Source organism: Bacillus sp. XT-2 (assembly GCF_025696525.1).
GTDB classification, from domain to species: domain Bacteria; phylum Bacillota; class Bacilli; order Bacillales; family Bacillaceae; genus Bacillus; species Bacillus halotolerans.
This window is the reverse complement of record NZ_JAHVOC010000001.1, coordinates 926,254-951,840: the sequence shown is the minus strand read 5'-3', so window position 1 is coordinate 951,840 and position 25,587 is coordinate 926,254. Positions and strand designations below refer to the sequence as shown.

Sequence of the window (25,587 nt, the reverse complement as noted above, 5' to 3'; positions counted from 1 at the left end):
GGAAATTATGAACATTTCCTTCTGACTATTTCCCTTCATCTTGTTCATATCACTGTAAGAATAACTCCGAGAAGGAGCGAACAGGCTCCAATCAGGAAAACAGTGATGTAAAATGGCATGCCTTCTTTAAAGTTCTTATTCTCAACTAAACATGCAAGGCCATTGCCTAAAAACGTTGAACCGAATAAGATTAGACCCAGTATTAAAAATGAAATTTCATTCACCCCGATTCTTTCAGGTTTATTTCCTTATTTATAGATCCACTAACAACAGCCCGTCTAACCCATATACCTTGTCTCTATCAGTTAACTTTCCGTTCTTTCTCATTGTCTGCAGTGCGTTTTCTGCTTGTTTACGGTTTGAGTAAATATGTGGGTGATATCCGTAAAGATATTTCCCTTCACTTTTTGCAGCAATTACGAACATGTTCACTCATCATCTCTCCATTCTCGATAAAAGGAATATTTTATTCACTTATTTTGTATTTGTTGTTTAGCCTTAAATATTCTAATGTCTTTTTAACGCTTAAATTGCTGCATTCCTTCTTCACTTTCTCGGAATAACCCTTTGCACAACCTTCACAACAATTGAAGTCTACATAAGTTTTATCATCGCTGATTCTAAGACAAATTGTTTTTCCGTTTATGTACTCTTTACAGATGTCACATATATGATTCATTAACACTCTCCTTCGCCTTTAATGTAAATTAATTATATACATATTATTTGTATTTGTCTATCGGTTTTTAAATAATTTCTTTAATATTTTTCAGCTTTGCAAAAACAGACATTATATCTTTATCACACCGCTCCCAAACACGCTTTTCTTCAGGCCTTAAAGTGTTTTCTAAGTAAATATAAAGCTTATCCAATACTCCTTCAGCAGCATCTATATCATCAATTACAAGATCTCTAACAATATCCTTAATGATACCCTCTCCCTATGAAAATATGGTTATGGCTTTTCCATTGTCATTTTTTATGTATGGAGAATATTTTCGCTCTAGATAATTCCTTGCTGTTCCTTCTCCCAGACTTACATTATAAATATCCCTTACCTCATGTACTTTGTATGCTTGTTCTTTTGCTTGTTCAGGTGATAGCGCCTCAATAACTAGAGACGCATTTTCACCTTTGCTGTCTTTACACCTTACATAATACTTTTTCAATAAACATCCCTTTATCCTTTCGTTTTTTCTTGAAACAATTTAATGAATCAAGCCTCGATATGTATTTGGTTTAATATTGTGTAGATCGATTAGGTTAGTTAACCGCTCGATTTCCTTACTCATCGCATAACATTGATCAACATAAAATTTTTTTGGCATAATCACAAACTGGCCATCTTTAAATCCTTCCGCACCGGCTTCTTGCATAGCTGCTGGAAAGATATCAATTAGACTCCCTTTATTAAAGCTCTCAATATACTCATCTACTGAAATATTGTGCAAAACCTTAGCTAATACTCCACTGGTCTTTTCATCATTATGTACGTAAATGCTTTGTGTATGTGGTTCAATAACTACAAAATCAAGAGCGTTTACCAAGTCAATTTTTTCTTGATCAGTTAGCATATTTCACTCTCCTTTTAAATACGACTTGAAAAACTCACTTAAGTTATCAGCCATAGCTGCAGCAACTTCAGAAAAGTATTTATGTCTTTTCTCCTCTGATTTCAAAAACTCAACTGTCGTTTCTGCAATTTCTTTAATCCTGTCTTCTTTGATATTCCCATTCCTAACACGCTCTTTAATCTCCTCTGCCTCTCTTTTTAAGGACTCTGGGTAACTTTCCAATCGATACACTCCTCTTATTTTACATTTGTATAAAAGACAAATTTTATTTAAATTGCTGCTTCTGTATGTACACCCATTATTTCTGTAAAATCAGCATAGCTTAAAATATGAGCTATTACATCAACTGTCCATCCGTCCCCAAGCATGTTGTATCTATGACCGTCTGCAACACCTCCTGTATAACCTTCAGGTACAGTTTGCAGTCTCTCATATTCAAGAGGAGTAAGCTTTCTAACTCTATCATTATGTATAACTTTCTTTTGCTTATGACCTCCTCTACATGCTGTTAAGGTCGGAGCTTTAAAATGAGGACTGTATACCCTTTGTAAAATATCATAGTTGTATAAATCAAGCCTTGCAGCTATTCGCTTATGTAGCCCATAAAAATCATAATTAAGATTGTAATAATATTTTTCATCAACATTTTCCTCAAGAATATCTGCTAAGACCTGGTGCCTTTCATTAGGTTGTTTAACGTTTGGAATGTTAGTCCAGTAATATCTTCTTCTTTCCTGTGCAGAAAGTAGTCCACTGTCAATCATTATTGGTTCAACGCCTAAGTTTTTAGTAATCGTTTCTTTGTCCTTCTCTTTCATACTCTCAACATTTTCATATAGAAAATACTTAGGCTTAACTGTTTTTAATACCCTCACATACTCAAAGAACAATTTTGATTTATCCCCTGCCAATCCTGTAAAATGCTCTTCACGATCCGCTACAGTTATAGAGAGGTTCTGACATGGACTCCCGCCTAACAAAAGATCAATTTTATTTAATCTTTTTAATTTATGTTCGTCTAATTCTAAAATATCGCCTAGTTGAACTGTGGAAGGATAGTTCCTTTGTGTTACAGTGATGCTCGATTTTTCGATTTCACTGGCATAATATCTATAATCAGTAATGCCAATTTTATTTAGCGCAATTTGTCCGCAGCTCATTCCGTCAAATAAACTTAGTACTCTCACTAAATCACTCCATATATTTTATTTTTATTCTGAATAAAATTGATCTTTTATATAGTTCCAAAGCATATTTTACAGATATTTCTACTCATTTACATTTTTATCCTTCAGTTCTATACTGAATTTGTAATACATATTTTTACAAGGGAGACGGTAATTATGAAAACAAAAATTTTAGCCACTAGTCTTTTAGCAATAACTATGGTAAGTGCATCATTTACTGGTGCAAGTGCAGCAACTTTAAATGAAAACAAAGTAAGTGAAGATGCACCATTTAGTATTAAGAGAACGACAATTTATAATAGCGTTCCTAGCTGGTACCAAGGTTCTGCCTCCGCAAAAATTGATGGTGTTTATGATGAAACTAAATTTCTTCTTACTAATTACAGCTCTAAATCAGTAAACTATAAGATTACCAAAGGCTCAACAGATATGAAATCGGGTACTATTGCTGGTAATGATTCGGTAACTTTCAACCTTAAAAAGCCATTGTTTAATAGTAGTGATTACATTGTTGAACTATATACTAACGATTCTTCTAACAGAAGTGTTGGTATTAAGGCAGTTGGTTTGTAAGTTTGTAATAAAGCGCCTTTATAGGCGTTTTTTTATGTGAAATTATAAATCGTCATATAAATTGTACTACTTCTAGCTATTTGGTATTTAAATCAACAAGGTGAGGCAATGAAACTTGAACCATCTTCCATTTTCAATAAAGAATACAATGATGAAGCGACTTTTTGTCATGATGTTAATAAGCTCAAAACAAACTTTAGTACAAGCGCTTTAAGTCTTTTGCTATTCCGGGCAGACTTTTGCGAATCTAACTCTTACATTGAGTACTCTGATCTACTTGAAGTACATCCGTTCCCTAGTAAAGTAAGAGAAAACTTGAATGAGCTATTAGAAAATGAATACGTAATTGTTATCCATAAGATTTAATCCAAGGTTATTTAACTCAGTTTCACAAACACTTCACACATTTCAAATATTTAACATGCTAGACTATAGTTGTATCACAATCAAAACCTGGGAGGTAATTCTTATGAAAAAGCTTTACAAAGGATTGATTGTTTCTGCTTTATCCCTTACAACACTAGCTCTCCCTGCATTCACATCACAAGCTTCTGCTCTTGAACCTATTAAATCTAACCAAGTTGTACAACAAGGAGATCCTATAGCTACAGTTGACTACCATATGCTAAGGAATTCTAATGTCTCCCTGTTAAAAGGTTACACCCGATGGGAAATAGTATCTGGAAGCAACCTCATTAGCATTAGTTCCAGTGGTGTTGTTTCTTCTCATTCAACATTAGGTACAGCGGTGGTTTACGCTTATGACATAAACGACAATTATGTTATTTATAAAATTACAGTAGAAGCACGTTAGTTTACTGAGGAGTGTTAGTTCACTCCTTCCTTTTTGTTCACTCAAATAATTGAATCAAATCCTCTACGATCTCATCGCTGCTCCATTGTCCTGTATCCCATGAATATGTATGTAATCCAGCATTGATCATAACTTCTCTGTACAAGTCTAAAATTGAATTGATATCATTTCCCTCTATATACTCATCTCCACGTACACTCAACCTTTTCTTAATAACGCTTGGATCAGCGTGTAAGTATACAACCTTCGCTTTTGCTTTAATTTTATCCTCAATAAATCTAAGCTGTCGCTCTGTAAGGATAGAGTAGTCTTTGAATTTCTTTGCATATACCAAGTTAGAATAAACAAACCTGTCAATAATCACGTTGTCTTCGTCAGCTAATTTGTTGAAGTGCTCAAATAATTTCTCATTCCCGCTTGTGGCCAACTCAAAGCTTGAACCTTTGATAATTGGGTACTTCAGTTCTTTGCTTAGCTTTGCTGCAACTGTTGATTTAAAGCAGCAATCAGGCCCCTCCAATATAATCAATGTCATTAATCCTCCACCTTTCTTATTTTATGAAATCCAACAACCTGGTAAGTGCCATCTGGATACTTTACTTCTATCTGGTTGTATCGATAATCAATTTTCGCAACAGCTCCAATCTCATCTGTAAAATCAACAATTACCTTTTGACCTTTTTTAAACATAAGTTAAACCTCCCTTTAGTGGTGTTAATTCATGTTCTTTAAAGTAAGTAATGTCACCTGTTTCATCGCTAACTGCATAGTCATATGTAGCTGAATGTAAATGCTCGATAATCTTTCCTTTTCTCCCCACATGATGTGGGCATCCATATCGTGCATTATTGTTAATTTCTACAGCTAGCCCAACAGGATAACTCCAGTATTTAGGCAATTTAATACCACCTCCCCTCAATAAAAAACCTCTTAATCTTCTGTTACTATTCTAGAAACCTGTTTTTCATTAAACCCAAGGGACGACAAGAACCTCTTAAAATCATCTAACAACAATCCAGGGATTTCCCCTTTATGTTCTTCAATAATCGACGGTTTATAAGTCTTATTTAATTTGGTTACCTGTCCATATTCGTCTGTGAATGACATTTCAATTTGAATACACTTCAATTATCTCACCCTATTTTTTAATTTTGTCTTGAAATTTTAACTGCTTGTTGCCATAACAACATCATCAAAACTCCTTTCATCATAAGTTCCATCATAATAACAAAGTTCCACTGTCTTTGTTTCAGGGTAGATGGCTTCAATAACCCCGCACTCCCCAGTTGATTTGACCCTAGCCTCTTTATCTAAAATGAACATCCTCTTCACTCTCTCTATGTAATAGTTTTCCTTGGGATATATTTCATGTTATGTATTGCATCGAACGAATTGTTGAAATGTTTATACCTTTCTGTCATTTGGAACGATTTACCAGCTTACTCTTACATTTTTACGACCAAATGCATTTGCTTCTTGCTCACTGTCCATCAGAATATCTATACGATTATTTTTAATATCTCCTCCTGTATCTATTGCATATGCTTGAAAGCTATTCCCTTCATATGAAACTTGAACTAATGAATACAAAGGAATTATTTCTGGATCAACAGCGATTATTCTTTTTCCATTGTAATAGGATGTGTTTGATACATCATAGCCGGTTCTTGTTTTCCCTATGCACCCTGTAGAACAAAACGCTGTGTAAGCAGTGGCAACAACTTCATGACTCTTCATTGCCTTTGAAGCTGATTTATCTTCACTTCTCTTTTTATTGGTTTTTTGCACTTTTTTTGTTTTTGTATGTTTTGCTGCTTTTTTATTTTCTTCTGTTAGATATGTAATCGTCGCATTAAGATACTTTTTTCTACTTTCAGCCTGCTTTTCTTCCTCACTCTTTAGCCTGGGAAGGATTCTTGAAACGTCAATTTCATGAATAAGTTTTTTCCTCACCTCTTTTTTATTTAGATAAAATGACTCTTTTATTGAGACTTGATTGTCTTGATGTGTATACAAGTTTTTAGCGCTATATACGAGCCCTACTCCTAACAAACCAATTGTAGCAAAAAGTGTCATTTCATTAATTCTATGATATACATATTTTTTATGTTTGTCTATAAGTTTTTTGAAAATTTTCATCTCTCCTAGCTATTTCAATTTACGCTGCTTTAATTTGGACTTCTTTTTTATCAGCCCATGTAGTTTCTGTAATCTCTAAATCCACTACTACAGGCACTTGCATCCACTCAACGTCTTCCATAATTCGTTTAATATGAGGAAAAATCCATTCCTCACCCTTGTACACTAAAAACTGCAATTCATCATGAATATTAGCTAAGGGAAGAGTTTTACAATTGTTTTCTCTTAAAAATTCCCCAATCCTAATAACATATCCTTTTAACATATCTGCGCATGAGCCTTGTACAAGATAGTTCCCTACTTTGTATGCTTTATCAGTATTTGAAAGGAAATAAACTCTCCCATACATATTTGTTGCATAGCTATTCTTTTGTACTTTAGCTGCAACTTGTTTCTGATAATAAGATACCTCTGGAAAGGTATTTGACCAACCTGAGACAAGGGCATTAGCAATTTCCATTGAGACTTCAAGTGCTTCCGATGCTTTTTTAGCACCGCCTCCATAGTTTCGCATGAAGTTAAACATCTTTCCTATGTATCTCCAGAACTTTTTAAAAGATTTTTCATCAACTGAAGATTCTTTTTCATGTTCGTATTGCTTATACTTGTCTACACATTTAAATGCCAATGCCATTAATGTATTATGTGATGTTTCGCTATGGACATCAGTGGGAGTCCAGCTCTCTCCGTTTTCAAGAAGCCAAACTGAAGTTCCGTCTTCTTTCTTTTCATACCACCTTGCTCTTTCTTCTTTCGTATCAAAACGAAACTCTTCACCAGTTATGTAATGAGTACATTTAAAAGGCATATATGCTCGGCATAGGTTTAAATCAGGCTTCTTCAACAGAACTGTATAGTTTGCCTGTGCTCTTAACTCTATTTGTGATAAATCAAAGTATGCAATTTTGTTGTAATTTCCTCCTTCAACTATAAATGCTCGCCTCGGAGAGAAAATTTCATATTCAATCGGTGCCTTACCTTCTCCATTTTCTTTCTCGAAGAGCTCTCCTTCCTCTGTTAGAATTCTTTCTTTAGGGAATTGCTGCGCATCTGATCCCAGCCTTCCAGACACAGTGTTAAACTGCCCATACTGAGTATAAAAATGATTATCATATTGCGCCACTTCAATAATCCTTGAGATATAAGTCGATTGCCACTTTTCAAGTCGTCTAAGTCTTGTAATTAATTGGGATACACGATCATCTTTGTGTTTTTTAAGAAAAGATTTATCAGTTGTTTCTGGTCTCTCTCCAAGCTTTTTCTCAAAGTAATCAGCAATTACTGTCCCTTGAGAAACGGTGAAATATTCTCCAACACTTCCCCATAGTTCTTCATACAGTTTTTGAATTTCGTCCTCACATTTTTTAAAGCAGCTGTGCAGATAAGGCATATCTACTTTCATACCAACACGTTCCATTTTTAATAATTCGATTATCAGTTTATTTTCTTGTTCAAGAATGGCTTTTTGTTTTCTTTTTAATACTGTAGGGTAAGTAAATTCAACTAACTCTAATGTATAGATACCATCACTATGGACATATTCCATCATTATATCTCGGTCTACTTCAGAGTAATCTGCAAAAGGATTTTCTTCCATCCATTTAAAATAAACATTTTCAATTTCTTCAGGCACCTTCAGCCACCGTTGCTTTTTTTCTTTTGTAAAGTAGTCCATTTCGTTTCGCTTTTTTACTTTGTACGCTTCTTTAATTTTTCCAAGTCCCCATCCTTTATAGGGCTTTAATAATTCTTTTAATATATTTCGCTTAGCATCATTTATTTTTCGTAGTTCTTTCTTTACTTCCTTCTCAAACTCGCCAGCCTTAGGATCAATATACTTTTCTGATACTTTTTTAAGCCCTAAAACATCTCCACCATCTCGTGCAGATACAGCGTCAAAGGAAAACCTACAAAGGCCCATTGTATCTGTAATATTTTTCAACCCGTAAACAACTTTTTCAGAAATACCGCCGTTTATTAACATGTGCAAATCGTATTTCACATTGTGACCAACAGTCATTACACACTTTTTTGTTAGGGCAATTACTTGTAAAAGAATTTCGGCTTTAGAGTCAAAAGCAAATACCCTTCCTTTAATTTCATCTGTTCTTTTTTCTTTTGGGAGCATCCATCCAAAAACCCACATAAACGGTTTGTCTTTAATGATATGTAAACCTGTAGTCTCTGAGTCAAGAACACAGAGTTTCGGCTCATCTTTATGAAATAGTGTATTTATCTCATCAAAGTCATTTACCCAATGTTTTACGTATAGTTTTGTTATATCCGTTTCTAACTTTGGTTTTATAATCACGGCATCACCTCATCCCGTTAAAATAAGAAGCTATCTGTTACTTCGATATCCACTATCTCTACTGCAGGAGCTGATTTATTTTCATATTTATTAACCTTACATTTACCAACAACGTCTAAATAAAATGTTTCGTCTCCATTATCAAACAATTCATCAAAATCGCCTTTATAGTACGGTTTAGTCAATTTGTATTCTCCAACATTAATAACAAACGTTGATGTTCTGTTTTTGTATACTCTTACATCAGTATTATTTATTTGTATACCTTCAATTGCTATTAGGGGTTCTTCAACTGTTGATCCCCAGTCGTCCCTATATTTATGTATAGATTTAATTAAAGTAGCATCCATGTCTGCAGCGGGGATAATGAAGTCTACTTCATAAACATCTTCTAATAAAACATCTGCTTCAATAATGCTGTTTAATTGAGTACTCAAGTTTTCAAAGTATTCAGCTTCTATTTCAAAACCAAATGCATTTGCATGCCCTTCGCAAAAGTTAAAAAGGCCTGTTTCAGTAAGTAATTGTTTAAAGTCTTTAATTCCACTTTTTTCATATCCCCTTGCAGACCCTCCAAATTTCCCTTCCTTTGTTTTCCTGCCTAACAATACTGGTCTCTTAAACTTCTTAGCTAATTGGGTAGCTACAAGCCCTGTAAATGAGGATTTTAATTCATCGGAAACATCTAAAACTATTACTTTATCATTCGTTTTATTTTCTTTGATAAGCTGCTCAATTAATGCATTAACTGGTTTTTCAAGTGATTTTTTCTGCCTATTCTTCGTATTTGCAATTCTTCTGGCAACTGACTTTACTATGGGCTCGTATATTTTCTTCCTCGGATAATAAACAGATTCTTGACTGCCTAATAATGCCTTCATCATATCTGTCTTTTCCTCCATTGTTGCGTAGCGTATAGCTGCATTTATGAATGGAACAATAGAGAATGCCGTAAAATGTATATTTATATTTCCTTCTAAGAAAAATGATTGTCTACCCACGATTTCTTTTATCAGCGGGTTTTTAATTTGCTTTAAGCCCTTCTTTACATAATAGCGTGTTTCTGGTTCCCGTAAGTCAATTACATCGCCAATATTCCCAATTGCAACTAAATCTAAGAAGCTGTCAGCCAAGTCTAAACCAAGTTTGTCATCTAAAGCTTTACAAAATTTATAAACAATACCCACACCCGAAAGTCTTTTGTTCTGATACTCATTTGAGAGCTGATTATTTATAATGATTGCAGCATTTGATTCTTTTTCACATTCATGGTGATCAAGTACTAACGTATCTATTCCCCGCTCTTTTAGCTCTCGGTGTAACTCATATTGGTTACTTCCTGCATCTGGAATAATCAACAAATGCGTATCTTCTGGTATTGTTTCCAATGAGGCCCCATGATCTTTTTTATCATGAAGCCTCCATTTTACTTTAGTACCAGGAAAGGCTTGATTTAGGTAATTAATTAGGATTGCGCTTGATAGATACCCATCACAATCAGAATCAACTTGGATAAATATATTGTTCTTTAATTCAATATGTTTCAATAAACAATTAATGCCCTTATCCATATTATTTAATAGGGAATAATGATTTATAACTGATGAATTTAAATTAAAGAACGTATCAGCATTAATATCTCTATTCTTTATTATTGTATAAATAGGATTTTTATAATGATTCTCCCCTATAAGTTTATAAATCAACAGCATCCATCCTATCTATTTATTTTAAATTTGTTTTCGTATAAGGAAGTCCAAACATCGTATCCTTTATCTGTAGGCGAATCTTTATCAGATAAAAGGTTGTCCTTGTCATAAATTCCGTAACGTAATCTGCCTGTAAGCCTGGATACCTCATTAACAATGAATTTGGCATCTTTGTCTTTGTCATATGCAAATACAAATTTAATCCCAATTCCTAAATTTTTAAGTATCCTTATTTGCTCATCAGACATACTGTCTCCTTCAATCGAAATACAGTTTTTAACCCCCCATTGAGTTAAATACCAGGTGGTTTTGCCACCTTCGACCACTATTGCTTCTTTCAGTCTCTTAATGTGAGGGAGAGCTCTATGTAAATTATAAAATTCAATTGACTTATTACAGGGCTGTATATAGAGATACTTATATTTATCATTAACCACTGGGTCATTTCCAATATATCGCCCTTTAACACCAATTAATTGACCACTCTTATTATGTACCGGAAAAGTTACGCGTTCAGATCTTACATCAATTCCTACACCAAAAAGCTTTTGTGTCCTAAGTGACAATCCTTCATTATACCATCCTAAATACGGAATATTTCCGTACTGATCCAAAACACTTTCGGGCAATATTTCGTTCTCATCGGTTATTCCATCTTCCTTATTACGATTTTTCTGAAGCTTGTGCAGCCATCTATTCGGTTGTGGTTTTTCTTTTTCTTTTGTTAATTTATAAAATCCATCTATGTACTCTAAATAATTTAGTTTATTGCATAACCAAAATTTGCTCTTTGAAAGGCATGCTTTTTTATCATCTTCAGATTTAGCTTCATAAAGTATGTAGGATATGACATCAAATATTGATCCTGATATTCCCTTGCTTCTGATATTTGAAGTTAAAGAGGGTGTGTTTTTGACTTGAACACTTCGTTCATTATCACCGTCAGGAAGTCCAGCAACAAACAACTTACCTCCTTGTTCGGTGCTAATTCCCCAACATCCAAGAGCTTCTAAAACATCTTGTATTTTTTCTTCCTTATAAATTCTTTCCCTAATGGTTTGTAGATCGGACATTAATCGCCACCTTCTTAGAATGATCCTCCTATTCTTGGAACCTTCACATATGCAACTTCTTCGAACGAGTTAATACTGTAATTCACTTCATATATAATCTGCTCTTCTTCACTTCCGAAACGGTTCTTTGCTAGAAAAAGAACTAAGTATGTTTTCTTAGGATCTAACTTATACTCTTCTTCATACCAGTTTCCTAATCCATCTTTTTTATAGTTGTACGGTTTTAACTCGTATTTACTTTTAGAACCAGTGTATTCATCTGCAAAAAGCAATCTGCCCATCATTACAACGGCAGCTACCTCGTTGATTTCCATACTCTTACCTGTTGAGTCCAGATCCAAAAACCTTGTTTCCTTACCTAACTTCAGCTGCACAGTAGCTAACGTTCCAACATTTTGATTATCTTCTTTTATTAAATCGTGCAATTCTTGTGCTGAATTTGAAAAGGCTTCCCACCGAGCCATATCTTTTTGTGATCTATCAGGTTTAAAAGTATCGATTATAAGCTTGTTGTATCCTTTGGGTCTATATAACTCTACACGACTGAGGATATCCTCTACACGATACTTCTTTAACTCCAGTGTTTTAATTAATCCTTGTCCTCGTTCCCATGCCCAGTCTTTTGCTGCATTTAATTTATTTAACATCTCTTGTTTAAAATTACCTTCGTATAATTTTTCTCTGTTAATTGGTTTCTTTAATACCTTAGATGAAATTGTCGCAAGTAGTAGCGAACGCCATTTCTTTACACTTTCTTCGTTTATAGCTAAAATCGCCTTCTCCTGGTTTTCAAAAAGACTTAAAATGAACTTTTCCATTGCAATTGAACTTTTCCCAACACCGGAGGATAGGACTAAATAATAAAGAGAACCGTCTTTCCAACCTTTAATTTTCCTATTTAATCGAGGTGAATCATGCAATGGTGATCCCATAGACTCCCCCGAATCTAAATCCTCAATTGTTTCATCTAGCCCATCCACAAGGTCATGTTCAATTACATCACCAGAATTAATGTGAGCAAAGGTTTCTTTATGTTTATACTGCATATACAGTTGTAATTGTTTTAAAGTCATTGTAGTCAGTTTATAGATTAACTCGCAGTTCGTAATATCAATTAGTGAGGCCTGCTGCAGTTTTCTTAAACTCTCATACTTTTGAATTTCATTAAAATGGTATTCCTCATTATGGCTGTCTTTTTTGCATTCGTTCATTAACTCTTCTATTGATTCAAAACCACCAAAGTCATTATAAGCGTCGATATAACTTTTTTTATTTTTTTCTTTGGGTCTAGATACTAGAAATGAATATACTGTTTTATCATCAAAGTCTCTAATACCATTTTCAAACATTTGAGACCCTACTGTGTAATAGAAGTACCAAATGGACTCTGTGAACGTCTCACTTGAGACTTTATGGGTTCTGTATCTTTGATAAAGCATTGGATTTGACCATAAATAACCTACAAATAGAGCTTCATGAATATGTGAGGGCTCAACAAATTCTTCTATATATTTTTGTTTTGTCATTGCTTACTCCCTATAATAAACTTGAAATATCTAATTCATCCTTCTTGCTTTTATTCCTTTTAACCTCAAGATCAATTTCATCCTGAAGTTGAATTTGTTTTTTTATAACGCTTGTACGAATTGAGTCTTGCTGTGCTAAGCGTCTGTTCCTTTCTTTTACTTCACTTATGTTACTAACTATAATACTCAAGAAATACGCAAATTCGTGCCAAGATGATTCGAACTGTTTGTAATCCCTTGCTTTATGTAATTGCTGTTCTGAATACTTATAGGTGTCTAAAATGTCTCTAAACGGAACTCCTTTTTTATATCTTTTAACTTTTTGACTTTGATATTTAACCGTTCCATTTCTTAGATCCTGTAACCTTTCAATCATTCTCTTACTTAATCCCTCTAGTCTATGTAGATCTTTAAGGTATAGGTAGAGTTCATCAAATTCATTTGCTTCTTTTTCTTTAAACGCTTTATCCTTCTCATATTGAACATAACACTTATCGTGAAAATATTTCCTTATGTACTTTTCAGTGCCGTTTTTATTGTATTTCCCAGTTGGTTTTGCTTCACAGAGCATTCCTTTTTTTACACCTTTAGACCCGCACCACTGGCATTTAACTTCCCTCATATCCGCTCTCCTTTTATAAACTAAGGGGAGAAAAACTCCCCTTTATTAAACTGCATTAAGTACAGATTTAGTGATTATTAAAGCTTCTTTAAGATCTTCTACCGAATTAAGTTGTTTATAATTCTTTTGCCCATCAAACTTTGTTGCATAGGCATCAGCTAGCTGGCGTTTCACTGCAGGTGGTTGGTCAGACACTAAAGACGTGATCTCGTCTAAATACGTCTGAGGATCATTTGCAGCTTTTTCAGCTGCTTCTTGGACTTTTTCCTCTCTGAGTTGTTCTTCCTCTTTTTTTATCTCATGTACAGTTCGATTAGTCTTTTTGATTTGACCAAGCACCGCATTCTCGAATGTCTTTAAAAAGTTTTCTGCACTATATTCAACTTTTTCAGGTAGTTCAGTATAACGTCCGCCTGCAATTTCAACATACTCAGATGGTCTAAAGTACATCATAACTTTTGTGTCATGGAAGTTACTTGCCTTATCACGTCCTTTTTTATCTTTAATGTTATCTTCTAGTTCATTGCCTTGTTTATCTAATACAGAAACTTCATTATGTAAGCAGCAGATTAGACTTGCCTGTGATTCAAAAACTTTTCTTCCAGAGTTGGGCATCATTAATTGAACGGAATTATATTTCATTCCATCATATAGGGTGGTTTCTTTTTCTTTTGTCCAGGCCAGAAACATCAGTCCGTAGCCTGCATTTTTTAATGTGTCAAAAGGCTTTTTTAGTTCTTCATAAAGAGCTGTCCATCCGTTTTCTTTGCCGTTAGTTGACTCAGAAATATCTTGAAGTGACTCAAAAGTTTTCCCATAGCGTTTATTTCTATCGTACAGAATCCAAGCTGTACAAGCATCGATCGCTCTATCTGCTGTATCTACTCCAATAAGCTTAACGATTCTCCCTGTCTTTGCCTCTTGAACTAATTCCGGGACAACTGTTTTTTTAAAGTAATCCCACACTTTCCAAAGGTTTTTATCTGTTCCTTCATCATGGAGAGGAACGATGTTGTCTAGCTGCCATGTCTCGTACCCGTCCTCAAAAGACAATAATAAAGCTTCTTCGGGGTTTGAATAGTGTAATTCAGTTACCTCTTTCCAAAGACGTGTCTTACCTGTCTTATATCCTCCTGCTACTAGTGTCATGATCGATTGTAGTTCAACCTTTGGCGTGTTATTTTTAATTTTCTTACGGAAACTCATTCAATCTCTCCTTATAATTTAATTATTATTAAGTCGCAACTTATCTTAGAAAGGCAGGTCATCGTCGTCTACAGTTACTTCAGCGAAAGGATCTTCAATAGGTTTTTTCTCATTAGAAATCTCTTCCTCCGATAAGAATTCGCTCTTCCATGTACCGACAATGTATCTCAATACTTCTAGACCCTTTCGAGTTCCAGTTGAGACTGTCTCAAAAGAAGCAACTTTTTCCCCTACATCTTCAAAAGGATTCTCTTCCTCTGATTCTGCAACTTCGACTTGTGTAAATTGTGCTCTATTATTGTCTATCCCTTCAACAACCAGAAAATCGCCTCTCTTTAAACCAACAAATGCATCTGCAAAAGGTTTTTTGCCTTCTTCTGGTTCTTTATAATAAACAATAAGCTCAACATCTTTTGGAACACTTTTTTCTTTTCCATGATCAAGATAAACACCATTTACCTTTGTATCCTTTGTTTCTTCGTCTTGGTATGTACTCTTAATCCCTAGCTGCATTTCAAATTTGTTATGTTCTTTAAAATCTTCAGAAGCAAAGTCTCTTACATAAGGTACATAATTGTATTTGCCATCTGCTTCTACTACTCTAACTTCACTTTGAATGTTATTCGACACCTTAATCTTATCCGTTTCAACAACATCATCAGTGTAACTTACTTTAAAACGTTTCCCCTCACCATCGTCAGTAATTTTGGTGATGAATAAATCTCCACCATCCGGGTTTAACCAACCCACCTTAACTTTTGCAACACCTTCTTTTGCTTTTCCACTACCGAGCCAGATTCCATCTTCCTCTGAGTCGTACACTTTAAATTGATCCCCATCTTTCACACCTTTAATTTCAACTTCTCCATTTTTCAATGGATAAACTCTTTTAATAATTCGTTTCACTAATTTGATTTCTTCTCCGTTGTTGTTTTCAAAAGAATCAAATTCGTACTGGCCTTGAACTTCTACCCACATACCTGGCTTCACGATTTTAGCTAATTGTTCAGTTGCATCCCATTCTGGCGTAATGACATGATATGTTTCATCAGGTAATTTAGTCTTATCGTTTCGGTCAGCCCATGGAAGTGGAACTGTTTTTTTATGTACAGAACTATAAGCATAAACTAAATCTCGTTCCATGCCAGAAAGCTCTACTTTTAATTCATTATAAGGTGCAGTTTCGATATTAAACTGAAGCACCCTTCTGTTTTTCTTTGTTTGTGTAACAGTTGTTTCGAAAATTTCAGCATCATACCAACTGTCTGTTTCTGGATCTTTTTTTCTAACAGGTTTAACTAAACCAACAAACCTAAAATTGTTTGTGAATTCTTTCCCCCCGTGTTTTTTATTAATTTTAATATCATCTTTTTTCTTATATGCCATATACAATTATCATCCTCTATTTTTATTTTTGTCTATTTTGATTTTTCTTTGAATATGTAATTTTACTAAACTTGCAGTCTTTGATTCCAAGTTCTTTACTAAGTTCTATGTACCTTCTTTTTGGGAACTTCCAATCATTTTGGTCAGAAAAGCATCCTGACTTATTTACAATTTCAAATACCTGCTTTTTTCTGTTAACTTTGATTAGCATGTTTCCGTAAGCATACTCTGTGTAGAATAAACGTTTTTTAACTCGCTCAGGATGAGTTTCTTTGACAAGTAAGACATTCCTTATCATCTTTAACAGTGCCTGATCAGGGGTAATGGTCTTGTTGTCTTTAACGTTTTCTCTGTAATAGTTAAATGCTTTCTCTGTTATCCCAAGTACCTCCAAGTAATTCGCCTCCTTCCCTTTAACTTGAGTTTATTATATACATATTTTTTATATTTGTCTACGTGTTTTATAAACTTTTTATATTTTTTATTTTTGTGTTTCATTCGCAATCATTCTAATTCGAATAAAATTATCATTTTATTGGGTTATAAGGTCATAGAGCCACCTAATGGCAGCTCCTAGAGCTGATGCTGGTCAGCCTCCGCCTCTAACTTCTATAGTAGCTCATCCTCCAATAATATTAATCACTTTTTTAACCCCCAAAAAACCATTTTATTTAATACTCTCCCTTAGGATTAAAGAGAATTATATCATGGATTTATAATATTTAAACAATTTCACTCCATAACCATACATCCATTGTTTGCATTGTAAATCCGTCGGGTAGCTGCTTCATTTTCACATTTACATTGTATCTTCTGCCGGTTGTTTTATGTACAATAGCCAGTTTTTCTCCATTAAAGAAACGTACAATGGCCTCATCAAATGCAATTGGTTGATTAACCACGTATCCCTCTTTTAATGCTCTGATAAACAAATAAGGGTCATTTTTATATAATTCGTAAAGAATGTTAGCATATTGTTCGTTCTTGTCCCTAAGTAGTTCAAAATTAATCAACGGTATGTATAAGTCTTTCTCAGATAAATTTAATTTGTTTCTAAAGTATTTAATTGCTTCATCTTGCTCTTTAGAAATGATGTTTGACATTCAGTTAACCCCTTTGTCCGTATGATAACTGGGCTAATCTTAGACTAGCCCAGCTTGACTCTAGTTAAAATTCCACCAGACCATCATTCTTAGCCCCTTCTGCTATTAAACTATATGCAGCCAGAAGATGCTCTTTGATTTTCTTTTTTGTTTCTTCCCCGAAAGCATCAAAACCAACTTTAACATCGCTTGAGTAATTAATTTTCCTATTCCCTACTTGAGCTACATTTTCCTTTTTAATTTCAGCAATAAAATATGCATTTGCTAGAGTTTTTCCTAAATACTCCTCTGTAAATGGATCATAATCATCAAAAACCTCATACCGTATTTCTCCGATTCTAAGCTTCTGTTCACTCATACTCTCATCCCCTGTTTTGTAATTTTTGGTACTGCTAAATTATATACCAAATCACAAAAGGGAACAAGTGTTCTTATGTGTGCTTTTTTATTTATAATCGATTACTGTATCATCTAATGCTAATCTAGGTGTGCCGCTGTCGTATGTATTATGTATTAAAGTTGTACTGGAAGCATTAAACGTTGCATATGGATGCGAAAGTACTTTTGTACCAATGCCTTGAACATCATTCCTAATTAAACGTACCTTATTTGTTCCGTTCAAATATATTCCATAGCCTTGATCTGACTCTCTGTTAAACATGATTTCATTTCCTCTTAACATATGATCAGAACCACCTATTAAGTGGATTGCAATGATTGCTTTGCAATTATATATCTGGTTATCACTTATTCTGATATTGTACATATCAGCTGCCCCCATAATTGCAACATTTCTTGGTTCAAATATCTCGTTTCTTGTCAGGAAGACTTCTGAATCTTTATCCCAATATATTCCGTAACCTTTTCCACTTAATAAGAAATCATTTTGCTTAATTCTGATGGACTGTGACCTTTCACAATATAGACCTCCATATAGATTGGAGAACTTATTGTTTATAAAGGTGACATCATTAGAATCCATCACTTTAATCGCATATGCTGAGGTTGTCCCTTTCCCTTTATTATTGCTTACTTTAATATCTGATGAATTCCTCACCTGGATCTGAATACAATCGCTGTCCTGTATTCTGTTGTTTGAAATGGTAACATCTTCGGCCATATGTGTTGCTATTGCACAATTTGAAGCGTTCTTTACGGTATTATTATCAATCGATACCCCTTTCCCTCTAATCATCATGCCTATTTTAAACCCTTGAATATTGTTATCAGTAATTTGAATTCTGTTGCCAGTCTCAGTGCTCGAAACGCCTACAGAGTCTATTCCATACTCTTTAGACTCCCCTTCATTTATTACCTTGTTACCCTTAATACTCACATCTGTACTGTAGCCATATGAAATAACATTGTCACAGTAGTTATCTTTGATGGAAACTTTACCGCTTGTATGAGCAGTAACCGAACCACGACCATTTTTTCTAAACCTGCAATCCGATATCGTTAACTCATAAGGATGATCATACTTTCTTCCGTTTTCTCCGTAGCCCTCTAAATCAATACCTAGTTGAGGGCCAATTGTATCTCCTCCAGCTTCCTCTATATCACAGTCTTCAACCAATAACCCTTCACAACCGTTAGTAGCTAAATTGTTCCGTCTCCCTCTTTTCAGTTCACATTTTCTTACGGTCACACTTTTGGAAGGTGTATAAGCCATCCCTGGATAATTCATCATTCCGTGTGCTGCAATCCAAATGTTGTCTCCTATACAATCTGAGATTTTTACATTTTCAATCAAAACGTTTTTGCTCCCATGAACATGTATTCCGAATCCCCATTCATGTGTTTTTCTATCGGTATCAATTAGAGAATAATCATGTTGATATCGATCACCTATAATACGACCTCCTCTAATTATTACGTTCTCTGCAAGCCCAATATAAAAACAAGAATAGCCTTGATACCCATTAGGATTTACTTGAAATACTGCTTCTGGATCTAAAAGGAGCTCCATATTTGATGGGATTTTAATTCCCCCGCCTACTTCAGGATTGCGTTGATTTAATGTATTTACTGAATCAATAATAAAATTCCCTTTTGGAATTTCAACAATAGGAAAGTTGTTCTCTGATGCATATATAAGAGCTTCATTAAATCCTTTAGTTGTTTCAATTGGATTCGAGTTAAATGCATTTATTCCCCACTGATCAAAGTCAACATAGTATCGTATGGATTTATTCAACAATGTCATGGTGCTACACCAGCCATACAATACACATTTTCATTAATGAATTTAGTTAGAACAGCAATATAGTCATAAAAAACTTGATTCTGCGTTCCATTCCGTCCAGCTAGTGTAAAAGTATTAAACATTTCTCTTCGTTGTTCAGTGCTTATTTCAAGTTGAATACTCATACCAGTACTATTTTTATTAGCAATGTTCTGTTCATTTGTACCGGCTAAACGGGACCCTTCAGGCAGCAATTCTGCAGAAAAGCCTGCATCGGTAAGTAATGATGTGATCTTTTCCGCTTTTTCTCTGTCTGTCCCACCAACTAAAGTGTGTTTCTTACTTGATGCATACCCATGAATTGAGATTGTTAAATCATGCTTACTCAATAAATCTAAAGCTTGAGGTTCATCAAAATTCGTACTTGTAATATGCAACTCAGAAGCTCCTGGTATCCTTAAACCTTCAAATAGATAGGCAGAGTAAGACTTACTTAATTCTCTTGCAAGCTCACTAGTCCCTCCTTCAATACCTCCACCATGGGGAGCCAGAATAAGCACTCTCCTGTCAACATCGGTAGTTAGAATGTTATAGCTCAAAGGTGACTCATTTTCTTTCAACTCTTTAAAATTACTATACTTATCTGCAGCTAGAACTGAACTGGGATTACATAACGCAAACAATGAAGTAGCTAGGATTGGAAAAGACTTCTTGTCTGTGATATACTTATATAGCTTCGCGAATCCGCGGAGTGTGCGGTAGAGAAGGACTGGCCCGCCAAAGCTTGCCTTCTCTGCCCCCTTAACTCTTTTTTCTACTATTCTGTTTTTAAACTTTAACAATCAACAACTCTCCTTAAATAGGTTTATTTTTATTTTTTACTTTCATCTTATAAGCAATCACATTAGTACCACCCCCTTCTCCGAATAAAAAATTACTTTTATGCAGACTCAATACTGATGCCAGTATCTTTTAACAATTCAATTTGTTCACTTGGAATATCCGCTTTCACCATACTCCACCCGACTAAGGTCATTCCGTAATAAAGATCGGTTAATTCAACTTCATCATTCAACTCACCTTTTAATCGAATCATTCGATCTTTATATTTTTCATGACCAACAATATCAAAGCTCTGATTATAAATTGCATATGTTTTACCATCTGCTTCGTTGTCTTGATATGGGGTATAGACTGCCCTGCCGTCAGACAGGCTTGGATCAGTTTTCAACCATTCATATACTTCTTCATCAGATTGAGCAAGCACATATGTAAAGATGCCCCGCTCACTTCCCTTGGGTGCAAAGTGCTCTAGCATAATTTCATATAAGTTCATTTCATTACCTCCCTGGACTCTGGTTGAAATATCGTTTTTATTTAGATTCTATAAGCTCTGAATCTTCATAGATGTTCCCAGCGACTTCAAAGTTATTAGTAAAATCTAATGGTGCAAAAATATCTTCTTCTCGTCCTTTTTGATGCTTTTTAGTTTCATAAGTAAACCAAGCACTCTTAAAGTCAACTACTCCAAACTGTGAAAATCCTTCGATAATGTCAAAGTCAATAATGCCTCCACCGCTATCACGATTAGGGACATGTTCATTCTCTTCCCACACACGGAGAATATCCCCCTCATAAATCTTCCTACCGTTCTTGTCCTTTAATCCGGTGTATTGCCCGACTGTTTCCGGTCTCACTTTGTAGGCAAATGGAACACCAGCTTTATTAGAGATATAAGAACCAGGATCAATGCCCATGCTTTTTATTTTTTGTTTAATGATTGATAGATTATCGTAATACCATTCACCGTTGATACCCATTCCTCGAAACTTAATTTCCCTCATTGTACAGCCTCCATTTAATTTTATTTTTATCTTTATAAAATCTCTGTTTTATCAAGATTTCTGTTCACTTACTTCTTCTAATTTTGTTTTTATCTAACAAATCAATTATGTAAGTCTCATACATGTCATCCCAATAAGGATCTGTTCTTGCTATGTATTTCTTTACTCTTCCGTTCTCCTCAATCTTAAAGGTTTGCCCCTTTTGAATATCAGTGAACTTTTTCTTTCTCCAAATTCCCCTGATCAACACTTCAACTTCTTTAGCCTCTACTGTTTGCTGCATCACATTCCTCCTTTTTGATTTTCGTGTATCAAGCCTGAAGATAACTATTCTCTTTAGAATGACAGCAAAATCGAATCCCATTAAGTACCAGTGCTATTTTGCTTTATATATCACCTTCGCTTAGCTAATATGTTCTAAGTAGGAGGTGATATTTTGTTTGTATCGCCAATGTTATTGCATTCGATAAAAGAACCATTTGAGGACGAGGACTATATCACTGAGCTCAAATTTGATGGAATCAGACTCATTCTTTCTAAATTTGATAACCAGATTAAGTTATACACTCGTCACAACAACGAAGTAACAAGCAAGTTTCCTGAACTCTTGGATTTAGATATCCCAGATGGAACAGTACTTGATGGTGAAGTCATTGTAGCTGCCCCAGGTGGCGCTCCTGACTTTGAGGCTGTAATGGAACGTTTCATGTCCAAAAAATCAGCCCATAAGATCGTTTACTGTATCTTTGATGTTATCTACAAAGACGGTCAGCCGATTGCAGCTAAGCCGCTCACAGAGCGTAAGACAGTTCTGAACTCCCTTGAGCTAAATCATCCTAATGTCTTTGTAATCGAAGGAATTCAAGGTAACGGACTAGCTTACTTTAACCTGGCCAAAGAAAAGAACTTAGAGGGCATCGTACTCAAGAAAGCTGACTCCTCTTATGAGATCAATAAACGTTCGCATAATTGGTTGAAAGTGATCAATTACGATTACACTGAGGTTCTCATAACCGGCTACACCAAGAAGGATATAAAATTCCTTCTGTCTTATCCTGACGGCACTGCAGCTGGGTTTATGGAATTCATGCCCCATGCAGAACGCGGCAAATTTCATTCTATGAAACAAGTACAGTCTGAATCTGAAGAATATGTATTTATTGAGCCTATATTATGTAAGGTTAAGCACAGATTTAAGACTAAGCACGGTAAACTCCGCATTCCTTCCTTCGAATCCTGGAGAGTGTAATCTCTCCGTTACATAGCTCCTTAGAGCCTAGCTTTTAAAATCCGAGTGAAAATTTAGTACATTGATCAATAAGTTATCATCCAATCATCGAAGCTATAAGGATAATCAACACTCTCTATAAACCCTATTTCTTTTGCCTTCTGACGGATTTTCATACATCCTTCATAGCTGTAAGCCCATATTTCTTTATAATCCCTCAGTTCGCCGCATTTCCCTGTTATAATGAACTTTCTAAAACTGTTGACCAGTTGCCACATGTTGCCCCCATGGGAAAAGCCGTTTGGACTCCCGTATCCCATTTCATACGGATAAACGTCATCACCCGTGTAATCATCAACGAAGAACAGTTTTTTCTTAAACCTGAAATACGCTATACGATCCTTTGACTTGCGGTAGAATGTCCGATGATCAATGCTTGCAATAAGCTTTATCAAGTCATTAATATCATTCATGCGTTTTATTTGCTCTTGATTTGGCACTTTGGTTGCCTCCTTCCTATAAAATAAATATTTTATTTTGATTTTAATTTGATCACCAATCCAGCCCTAAATCGTCCATAATACTTGTCATTGCCTCATCCTCTTCTTCTGTCAATCCGTATTCAGCAAGCCTGTTTAAATAATCTTCTCGTTCTTGTTTAATCATTTATTCCACCTCAATTTTTTATATTTTTTCAATTCTTTTTTGATTTTCATATTACTTTTCACTCTTTTATTAATAGAGGCGTGTCTTACGCATGCCATCTAAAAGAGAAAGGGCATTTTTGTCTCGGAGGTGAAAGGTATTGAAATTTCTTATGGATCTTTTCACAAATTGGACTTTTGATAAAGTCATGGATTATTCACTAGCTGCTGTAATATGGTATGTATTCAAGTCCAAGTCAAAGCAGAATGAGTATCCCGATGACTTTGAGGAAAGACGCCGCTATAGAGATTAACATCCCCTTCTGCGATCGTTATCGGATTTGTTTATAATTTCGATAACGATCCATCCTTATATGTTTAGTTAAAAACTATCTTTTATTTAAAGTCTCTATTGATTTCCAATCAAACGATTCAAGTATGTTAAGCAACCGCTCAACTTTCGGTGCTCTCCAAGCTGTCATTGCGTAAGTATGTGCTTCAGAAGTGTAATGATGCTTATTCAATTTGATGTGTCTCTTCGCTTCTTCTTTGGTCAAAAACATTGTATCCGGTCGTACAATGTGAACCTTTCTTTCTGGAATTAATTCTGCTTCTTCATCAATGTATTTTTGAATCCACTCAATAGGATCGTCAAAGTCTTCCTTTTTCAACTCTGTTAAAGCTTCCTTAGACAGCGTACTATCTTCTTTTATTTCTTCTAGATAATCATCTAAAAACATATGATTCTGCAATATATGGCAGGTATACAGAATAGCGTTCTGCGTTTTCTTCCCGAGCTTCAACCCATTCATAATCACCGACTGTCCAAAACCGCGGCGCAGCTTGACTGTCGATGTCTTGAGTTCTCAACTCATTCTGCAACTCTTTTAAAAACTGAATATCTTGATTCATTGGTTTCCCCCTAATCTAATTAAAATCACGATTTTAATTTAACTTTAATGTGTACCATCTTGAGGAAATCCCCTTTAATTGGTAAACTCATACCTAACTTACATAAGAGTGGGTGATCCCTTGAGTAAAACAATCGGTATTACTGGATTTTTCATCAGCATAGTAGTGCAATCATTTTCGGCGAATGATTCGCTATCCCACAAGATCGCTACGGGTTTATTATTTTTATCAATAGCAATTTATAATTTTGACCATGCTAAAGATTATTCTAAAGCATCCCTTGTCGTAATATGCCTTTCCTTTTTCATACTTGCCTTGGGTATTCATAAGCTTCTTTCCTTTTCCAGTGACCTATTTGACAATGTGAATATAAATTTCGGAGTAATATTCATCCTTCAAATTACATTAATAATTGGATCTGTTGCAATAGCTATCAGTATAATGAAATTTATCTGTGATCGTCTAAAAAAGAAATCTAACGGTAAAGAGTGTTAATTCCTCTTTGCCTTTTTTATGCTAAACGTTTCTTTCTGTGCAGTCTTTAACGATTTCAACATCACTATCTGATAACCTTAAATCTCTTCTCTATAGATGAGCAGCGCTGTATTATGAGTTCGACCAGTATTAAAGGAATTGTATTTTATATCAACTACCTCAATTGACTCTGATCTTATGAAGCCATTTATTAATCTATCAATTTCAACCCATTCTCCGTTGCAATATTCATCTTGGAATAGCCTTGTTTTAATCATTATTTAAATCCTTTCTTTCTTTAATTCCTTTCTTTCTTTAATTCCTTTCTTTCATCAATTTCATAACTAACTCATTGTCGACTTCATTTTAGACTAATGCTTTTTCTTTCTGTCTTTCGATCAACTTTCGAGAAAATTTTTGAGTTCTTATTTTGCGTTTCTCCTCAAGTATCTCTCTTTCGTTGGCTTCTAACATCTTCTTCAGACATAGATTCTTCCTAATAAGCTCCTTCATTCTGTCCATTTTCTCATCCCCTTTTAAGCAAGATATTTCTTTCTATGCGGTCTTTTATGTATGAAATCAAATGCTAAATCAACTTTCTTCGGTTTCATTTCCCCTGTTTCTCGTTGCGCAACAACAATTAGTTGGCCATTTTCCTGACGATCAATGCTCTGGACTGAATATCCTTTAGCAGCGTAATACTCACCTATAATTTCATCAACGTGGTTGCTATGCAGATTCGTCTTTATCATTCAAATAACCTCCACTTATTTTATTTTTATTCTTTATACGTTTATATGTATTCCATTCGCAGCTGTCAAATATGCTTATGTCCGCTCCAAGGTGACATTTATACCAAACTAAGTTAAACCAGGCTGTTTCGATTATGTATCTGATGTACCCTATCCCTTTGTCCTCCATTCTGCATAAAGCAATCCTTTTATTGTGATTCTGTGATCTTAATTAGAAATCTCATCCTTTCCTTCTTTGTTCTTGTTGAATTGTAGCTTTCCCTTAAAAAGTCCTGAAACCTGTGAAATGGGATAGGTTTTAAACCAAGATTTCTCACTTGATTAC

At 34.8% G+C, this 25,587-nt stretch carries 35 protein-coding genes and 2 pseudogenes; 5 read left to right on the top strand and 32 right to left on the bottom strand.

All coding sequences use genetic code 11. The annotated features are described in order from the left end of the window. Positions 1-252 precede the first annotated feature (252 nt). The 7 genes from KXD37_RS05380 to KXD37_RS05350 form a co-directional block, all read right to left on the bottom strand. A complete protein-coding gene (locus KXD37_RS05380) occupies positions 253-432 on the bottom strand; it encodes a hypothetical protein (protein WP_010331050.1) in 180 nt (59 codons plus the stop codon). Between the two features lie 34 nt (positions 433-466). Further along, positions 467-679 (bottom strand): hypothetical protein, encoded by a 213-nt coding sequence (locus KXD37_RS05375; RefSeq protein WP_263463364.1) that lies wholly within the window; start codon positions 677-679, stop codon positions 467-469. A 67-nt stretch (positions 680-746) separates the two neighbouring features. Continuing rightward, positions 747-929: a hypothetical protein gene (locus KXD37_RS05370; protein ID WP_106021389.1), complete on the bottom strand. Its 183-nt coding sequence runs from the start codon at positions 927-929 to the stop codon at positions 747-749. Between the two features lie 12 nt (positions 930-941). Further along, positions 942-1,169, bottom strand: coding sequence for a hypothetical protein (locus tag KXD37_RS05365; RefSeq protein ID WP_263463363.1), 228 nt, complete (start codon positions 1,167-1,169; stop codon positions 942-944). A 39-nt stretch (positions 1,170-1,208) separates the two neighbouring features. Then, positions 1,209-1,574, bottom strand: a complete 366-nt coding sequence (locus KXD37_RS05360) for a hypothetical protein (RefSeq protein WP_160245161.1) — start codon at positions 1,572-1,574, stop codon at positions 1,209-1,211. Between the two features lie 3 nt (positions 1,575-1,577). Beyond that, positions 1,578-1,796 carry a hypothetical protein gene (locus KXD37_RS05355; protein WP_106021394.1) on the bottom strand — a complete coding sequence of 73 codons (219 nt, stop codon included), beginning with the start codon at positions 1,794-1,796 and terminating at the stop codon, positions 1,578-1,580. 47 nt (positions 1,797-1,843) lie between these two features. After that, positions 1,844-2,761, bottom strand: coding sequence for a DNA cytosine methyltransferase (locus tag KXD37_RS05350; protein WP_263463361.1), 918 nt, complete (start codon positions 2,759-2,761; stop codon positions 1,844-1,846). Between the two features lie 156 nt (positions 2,762-2,917). Here KXD37_RS05350 and KXD37_RS05345 point away from each other — a divergent pair, with 156 nt between their 5' ends. Next, positions 2,918-3,334 (top strand): hypothetical protein, encoded by a 417-nt coding sequence (locus KXD37_RS05345; protein WP_263463360.1) that lies wholly within the window; start codon positions 2,918-2,920, stop codon positions 3,332-3,334. A gap of 469 nt (positions 3,335-3,803) precedes the next feature. After that, positions 3,804-4,148 carry a hypothetical protein gene (locus KXD37_RS05340; protein ID WP_263463359.1) on the top strand — a complete coding sequence of 115 codons (345 nt, stop codon included), beginning with the start codon at positions 3,804-3,806 and terminating at the stop codon, positions 4,146-4,148. Positions 4,149-4,185: 37 nt separating this feature from the next. On the opposite strand, the gene KXD37_RS05335 is transcribed toward KXD37_RS05340, so the two are convergent. From KXD37_RS05335 to KXD37_RS05235, 21 genes are all read right to left on the bottom strand, one after another. Beyond that, the gene (locus tag KXD37_RS05335; protein WP_263463358.1) at positions 4,186-4,683 is read right to left on the bottom strand and encodes a deoxynucleoside kinase; all 498 of its coding nucleotides are present in this window, start codon (positions 4,681-4,683) and stop codon (positions 4,186-4,188) included. Then, positions 4,683-4,838 (bottom strand): hypothetical protein, encoded by a 156-nt coding sequence (locus KXD37_RS05330; protein ID WP_263463357.1) that lies wholly within the window; start codon positions 4,836-4,838, stop codon positions 4,683-4,685. The genes KXD37_RS05335 and KXD37_RS05330 overlap by 1 nt, the downstream gene beginning before the upstream one ends. Further along, entirely contained in the window at positions 4,831-5,046 is a 216-nt protein-coding gene (locus tag KXD37_RS05325) for a YorP family protein (RefSeq protein WP_019712328.1), read from the bottom strand. The genes KXD37_RS05330 and KXD37_RS05325 overlap by 8 nt, the downstream gene beginning before the upstream one ends. Before the next feature lie 32 nt (positions 5,047-5,078). After that, a complete protein-coding gene (locus KXD37_RS05320; protein WP_041336515.1) occupies positions 5,079-5,276 on the bottom strand; it encodes a hypothetical protein in 198 nt (65 codons plus the stop codon). 36 nt (positions 5,277-5,312) lie between these two features. Continuing rightward, positions 5,313-5,471: a hypothetical protein gene (locus KXD37_RS05315; RefSeq protein ID WP_033885423.1), complete on the bottom strand. Its 159-nt coding sequence runs from the start codon at positions 5,469-5,471 to the stop codon at positions 5,313-5,315. Positions 5,472-5,579: 108 nt separating this feature from the next. Next, positions 5,580-6,281, bottom strand: coding sequence for a 3D domain-containing protein (locus KXD37_RS05310; protein ID WP_263463402.1), 702 nt, complete (start codon positions 6,279-6,281; stop codon positions 5,580-5,582). Between the two features lie 25 nt (positions 6,282-6,306). Further along, positions 6,307-8,598, bottom strand: coding sequence for a DNA polymerase (locus KXD37_RS05305; RefSeq protein WP_263463356.1), 2,292 nt, complete (start codon positions 8,596-8,598; stop codon positions 6,307-6,309). A 17-nt stretch (positions 8,599-8,615) separates the two neighbouring features. Beyond that, positions 8,616-10,310, bottom strand: coding sequence for a DHH family phosphoesterase (locus tag KXD37_RS05300; protein WP_263463355.1), 1,695 nt, complete (start codon positions 10,308-10,310; stop codon positions 8,616-8,618). Between the two features lie 5 nt (positions 10,311-10,315). After that, complete coding sequence (locus tag KXD37_RS05295) at positions 10,316-11,380, bottom strand: DNA primase (RefSeq protein WP_263463354.1); 1,065 nt, start codon at positions 11,378-11,380, stop codon at positions 10,316-10,318. A gap of 14 nt (positions 11,381-11,394) precedes the next feature. Continuing rightward, the gene (locus KXD37_RS05290; RefSeq protein ID WP_263463353.1) at positions 11,395-12,906 is read right to left on the bottom strand and encodes a DnaB-like helicase C-terminal domain-containing protein; all 1,512 of its coding nucleotides are present in this window, start codon (positions 12,904-12,906) and stop codon (positions 11,395-11,397) included. 10 nt (positions 12,907-12,916) lie between these two features. Further along, positions 12,917-13,528 carry a hypothetical protein gene (locus KXD37_RS05285; protein WP_263463352.1) on the bottom strand — a complete coding sequence of 204 codons (612 nt, stop codon included), beginning with the start codon at positions 13,526-13,528 and terminating at the stop codon, positions 12,917-12,919. A 45-nt stretch (positions 13,529-13,573) separates the two neighbouring features. Further along, positions 13,574-14,734, bottom strand: coding sequence for an AAA family ATPase (locus KXD37_RS05280; RefSeq protein ID WP_087960913.1), 1,161 nt, complete (start codon positions 14,732-14,734; stop codon positions 13,574-13,576). A gap of 45 nt (positions 14,735-14,779) precedes the next feature. Then, positions 14,780-16,120 (bottom strand): hypothetical protein, encoded by a 1,341-nt coding sequence (locus KXD37_RS05275; RefSeq protein ID WP_263463351.1) that lies wholly within the window; start codon positions 16,118-16,120, stop codon positions 14,780-14,782. A gap of 22 nt (positions 16,121-16,142) precedes the next feature. Beyond that, complete coding sequence (locus tag KXD37_RS05270) at positions 16,143-16,514, bottom strand: hypothetical protein (protein ID WP_263463350.1); 372 nt, start codon at positions 16,512-16,514, stop codon at positions 16,143-16,145. Positions 16,515-16,842: 328 nt separating this feature from the next. Next, positions 16,843-17,223 (bottom strand): hypothetical protein, encoded by a 381-nt coding sequence (locus KXD37_RS05265; RefSeq protein WP_263463349.1) that lies wholly within the window; start codon positions 17,221-17,223, stop codon positions 16,843-16,845. 64 nt (positions 17,224-17,287) lie between these two features. Continuing rightward, positions 17,288-17,581, bottom strand: a complete 294-nt coding sequence (locus KXD37_RS05260; RefSeq protein WP_263463348.1) for a hypothetical protein — start codon at positions 17,579-17,581, stop codon at positions 17,288-17,290. Positions 17,582-17,668: 87 nt separating this feature from the next. After that, positions 17,669-19,429, bottom strand: a complete 1,761-nt coding sequence (locus KXD37_RS05255) for a right-handed parallel beta-helix repeat-containing protein (RefSeq protein WP_263463347.1) — start codon at positions 19,427-19,429, stop codon at positions 17,669-17,671. Continuing rightward, positions 19,426-20,250: a gamma-polyglutamate hydrolase PghZ gene (pghZ, locus tag KXD37_RS05250; RefSeq protein WP_263463346.1), complete on the bottom strand. Its 825-nt coding sequence runs from the start codon at positions 20,248-20,250 to the stop codon at positions 19,426-19,428. Before pghZ ends, KXD37_RS05255 begins: the two co-directional genes overlap by 4 nt. A gap of 98 nt (positions 20,251-20,348) precedes the next feature. Then, positions 20,349-20,744 (bottom strand): hypothetical protein, encoded by a 396-nt coding sequence (locus tag KXD37_RS05245; RefSeq protein ID WP_263463345.1) that lies wholly within the window; start codon positions 20,742-20,744, stop codon positions 20,349-20,351. Positions 20,745-20,781: 37 nt separating this feature from the next. After that, positions 20,782-21,252: a YopX family protein gene (locus tag KXD37_RS05240; protein WP_263463344.1), complete on the bottom strand. Its 471-nt coding sequence runs from the start codon at positions 21,250-21,252 to the stop codon at positions 20,782-20,784. 64 nt (positions 21,253-21,316) lie between these two features. Further along, on the bottom strand, positions 21,317-21,538 hold the full coding sequence (locus tag KXD37_RS05235; protein WP_263463343.1) for a hypothetical protein: 222 nt from the start codon (positions 21,536-21,538) through the stop codon (positions 21,317-21,319). 150 nt (positions 21,539-21,688) lie between these two features. On the opposite strand from KXD37_RS05235, the gene KXD37_RS05230 reads away from it, so the two are divergent. Then, a complete protein-coding gene (locus KXD37_RS05230; protein WP_263463342.1) occupies positions 21,689-22,501 on the top strand; it encodes an ATP-dependent DNA ligase in 813 nt (270 codons plus the stop codon). A gap of 65 nt (positions 22,502-22,566) precedes the next feature. On the opposite strand, the gene KXD37_RS05225 is transcribed toward KXD37_RS05230, so the two are convergent. After that, on the bottom strand, positions 22,567-22,980 hold the full coding sequence (locus KXD37_RS05225) for a hypothetical protein (protein WP_263463341.1): 414 nt from the start codon (positions 22,978-22,980) through the stop codon (positions 22,567-22,569). 305 nt (positions 22,981-23,285) lie between these two features. Here KXD37_RS05225 and KXD37_RS05220 point away from each other — a divergent pair. Beyond that, a pseudogene (locus KXD37_RS05220) lies at positions 23,286-23,510 on the top strand (hypothetical protein). Between the two features lie 3 nt (positions 23,511-23,513). Here KXD37_RS05220 and KXD37_RS05215 read toward each other — a convergent pair. After that, a pseudogene (locus tag KXD37_RS05215) lies at positions 23,514-24,036 on the bottom strand (hypothetical protein). Positions 24,037-24,156: 120 nt separating this feature from the next. Here KXD37_RS05215 and KXD37_RS05205 point away from each other — a divergent pair. After that, the gene (locus tag KXD37_RS05205) at positions 24,157-24,531 is read left to right on the top strand and encodes a YoqO family protein (protein ID WP_263463338.1); all 375 of its coding nucleotides are present in this window, start codon (positions 24,157-24,159) and stop codon (positions 24,529-24,531) included. 345 nt (positions 24,532-24,876) lie between these two features. Here KXD37_RS05205 and KXD37_RS05200 read toward each other — a convergent pair whose 3' ends face one another. Continuing rightward, positions 24,877-25,032, bottom strand: coding sequence for a hypothetical protein (locus tag KXD37_RS05200; RefSeq protein ID WP_263463337.1), 156 nt, complete (start codon positions 25,030-25,032; stop codon positions 24,877-24,879). A gap of 14 nt (positions 25,033-25,046) precedes the next feature. Further along, positions 25,047-25,262 (bottom strand): hypothetical protein, encoded by a 216-nt coding sequence (locus KXD37_RS05195; RefSeq protein WP_263463336.1) that lies wholly within the window; start codon positions 25,260-25,262, stop codon positions 25,047-25,049. Between the last annotated feature and the right edge of the window lie 325 nt (positions 25,263-25,587).